This window comes from Longimicrobiaceae bacterium (assembly GCA_035696245.1).
Taxonomy (GTDB): domain Bacteria; phylum Gemmatimonadota; class Gemmatimonadetes; order Longimicrobiales; family Longimicrobiaceae; genus DASRQW01.
Window position 1 is genome coordinate 1 of record DASRQW010000161.1, and the last position, 2,911, is coordinate 2,911.

Annotated in this window: 3 protein-coding genes; 2 read left to right on the plus strand and 1 reads right to left on the minus strand. The window is 70.0% G+C overall.

Features of this window, described 5'->3' with window-relative positions; all coding sequences use genetic code 11:
• The first annotated feature begins 203 nt into the window (after positions 1–203).
• Both VFE05_07465 and VFE05_07470 read left to right on the plus strand, forming a co-directional pair.
• Positions 204–416 carry a hypothetical protein gene (locus VFE05_07465; protein HET6229888.1) on the plus strand — a complete coding sequence of 71 codons (213 nt, stop codon included), beginning with the start codon at positions 204–206 and terminating at the stop codon, positions 414–416.
• Between the two features lie 101 nt (positions 417–517).
• Entirely contained in the window at positions 518–1,147 is a 630-nt protein-coding gene (locus VFE05_07470) for a hypothetical protein (GenBank protein ID HET6229889.1), read from the plus strand.
• A gap of 503 nt (positions 1,148–1,650) precedes the next feature.
• On the opposite strand, the gene VFE05_07475 is transcribed toward VFE05_07470, so the two are convergent.
• Positions 1,651–2,664 (minus strand): ion channel, encoded by a 1,014-nt coding sequence (locus tag VFE05_07475; protein HET6229890.1) that lies wholly within the window; start codon positions 2,662–2,664, stop codon positions 1,651–1,653.
• Positions 2,665–2,911 lie beyond the last annotated feature (247 nt).

Here is a 2,911-nt window from a genome sequence, read left to right on the forward strand (position 1 = left end):
GGATCTATAATACGCTCGCGCGGATCGCCCTCGCCGCCGCAGGGCCGCCCTGAAGGGACCCGCGGGACCACTTCCACAGGAACCTTATCCGACTACATTTGACGCAACCGCCGACCCTGTCGGTGCTGTCGGACGCCCGCCGTTCGATCCCTCACCCGCGGACTCCGCGGTCCCTTCCTCGCTCCACTCCATCGAGGCACACCATGATGAAGCTGACCCGTTCCGCCAAGATCACCACGCTCGCCCTCGGCCTCGGCCTGATGCTCGCGCCGGCCGCCAAGGCGATGGACCTGTGCGGCGCCCGCGAGTCCAGCAACGTGATCGACTGCCGCAGCGGCACGTGCGTGCAGCTCCCCGGCTACACGCCCACCGCCTGGGAGACGTTCAAGTGCGAGGTCGGCCGCCTGTTCAGCTAACGACCCGCTGAACCACGGAAGGGACGGGCGCCGCCCGTCCCTTCCGGCGCCGGGCCGCCGCACGGTCCCGGCCGAACCAGTGAAACCCTGGAGTACCTCCCATGCCCCTCCGCCGTACCCGCGTCCTGCGCTGCCTCCGCCTCTTCGGCTCGTTCGCGCTCCTGGCGCTCGGCGCCGCCTGCTCCATGAGCGGCGTGGTGCGCGGGCCCGAGGGCTCGCGCATGCTCAAGCGCATCGGGCTCTTCAAGTACAACACCTCGCGCGACCCGCAGGAGCTGGGCGTGGTGGCGGTCGACCGGCTCACCCGCATGCGCATGAAGGCGCTGGGCGACGCCGCCGCCGTCATCGACCACAGCACGAGCTGGCAGGCCGCGCAGCCCGCCATCCAGCGCCTCTACGCGCAGCCGAAGTATCGCGGCGACTACGCGGCCCAGCAGCTCATCGCCCTCGCGTACGTGCGCGGGATGCTGATGCCCGCGCCCGCCTCGCCCGAGCGCGACGCGGCGCTGCTCCGGCACGTGAGCCGGCTGGTCGCGAACGGCGGCATCGACTCCGTTGCCGTCTACACCGGCCTCGCGCCCCTCGCGTCCGGAGCGAACGGCCGCCTCGTCGCCGACCTCCAGCGCCGCGCCGGCGAGAGCATCGCCGAGAACCGCCGCCTGGAGCTCGTCTGCCCCATCCGCCGCGAGAAGATCGAAGCCGCCGAGCGCCGCGCCTCCGCCGAGGTCTGAGCGGACGAGCATCCACCGGCACCTTTCGACCACGCGAGCAGTCGTCGGACGCGACGAATTCGGTCGATCGATACACGTCCGGCCAAAGCTGGAAGACACACGGGGGGCGCGAAGAGTCAGGCTCTCCGCGCCCTTCGTCGCATTCGCACCCTTCACCTCGATCACCGCCCCGCCGCATCACTGCCGATGCGAAGGCGCGGATTCGCGTCCGCTCAGCTCGCCGGGGAAGTGGGCGCGCTCCTGGGAGTCGAGTCCATCGGGAGCGGCGCGGGCAGGCGGCTGGCCCGGCCCCGCGAAACGAAATCTCATACCAATACGGGCGATCAACTGTGCATTGTGCGGTTTGTCTACCGAGCGTTCGCACCGTCTTGCTCCGAAGAATGCACAGTCATTCAACCGGATTGGTATCAGAACCCGCCCAGAATCGAAAGCCCATACGGTCGATCCGCACCGGAGAGTTCGTCGCATCCGGCGTTCTCGGACGTCACTCGCTCCCGGTCGCGCTACTTCCCCGCCACGCTGCCGGAGGTGATCGCACGCGCGGGCGCCGGCAGCGCGCCGTCGAGGTGAACGGCGGCGGCGCCGGGAACGGGGGTGCGCTCGTAGCCGTGGATGAGGCTCACGTCCACCGACATGGCGCTGCCGTCCAGGCGCTGGAGGATGGGGGTGAAGCGCGCGCCCCACACCGTCTCGCCCGGCTTGTACGACGAGCGCGCGTGCACCTGCTGCGCGAACGTCTCGTCGATGCCGGTGAGGAGGATCAGGAACTCGGCGTCGGACTCGTGCAGGCCCGCCTCGGTCCAGCCGTGGAGCGGGCTGTTCGCGTCGATGGGGTGCACCACCGTCCAGCTGAGCGGGAAGAGCGCCACGCGGTCGCGCTCCAGCGACAGCTCGAAGAACTCGCGCCGTCCGCCGCCGCCCGGCACGCGGCGGCTCATCGACACCTTCACCTCCACCTCGATGAGCTGGTTGCTGCGCCCGTTGACGATGCGGAACTCCCACGCGGTGATGCCGCGGTACGGCGCGACCACGGCCACGTCGCTGAACACGATCCTCGCCACCGGCCGCGAGAAGCGCGCGAACACCAGCCCCGTGCCGATCGCGAACACCAGCAGGCCCGCCAGCGACTCCACCGTCACCAGCAGGTTCGCGGCGAAGCCGTGCGGGGTGATGTTGCCGTAGCCGATGGTGGCGAAGGTCTCGACGCTGAAGTTGAACGACGCCATCAGCCGCCCCAGCTTGCCCTCGCCCAAGTCGCCGCGCAGCGCGCCCGGGCCGCAGAGAAAGAACAGGACGGCGAAGACGGCGTTCGCCACCAGGTACATCGCCGCGACGAGCCCCAGGAACCTTGGCCACGACAGCTCCAGGAGCTGGTGATAGAGGTTGAGCGACGCCAGCGGCCCGGTGCCCACGCGCCGCACGTTGAACGTGCCGTCGCGGTTCAGCAGGCGCGTGGGGCTCTCCTGCGCCAGCAGCGAGCCGAAGCCGAGGTCCTTCTCCTCTTCGCGTGGAGCCATCGTGCGGGAGACGATTCTGGGGATGCGGGGCCGTCGGCGCGGGCGGCCGAGGGAGGGAAGCGGATACGCTCAATCATACGCCGTGAGGCACGGCGCGTACAGTCGCGCGGCGGAGGCCCGCGCGCCCGGCGTCCACGTGTAACGATTCCGCCGCATGTCCGAAAATGGTCTGTGCACGTTTGCCGGGTGGACGGAAGAGACGGCTACGGGCGCAGGAGAGAGGCGGGCTGCCCACCTCTACCGGGTG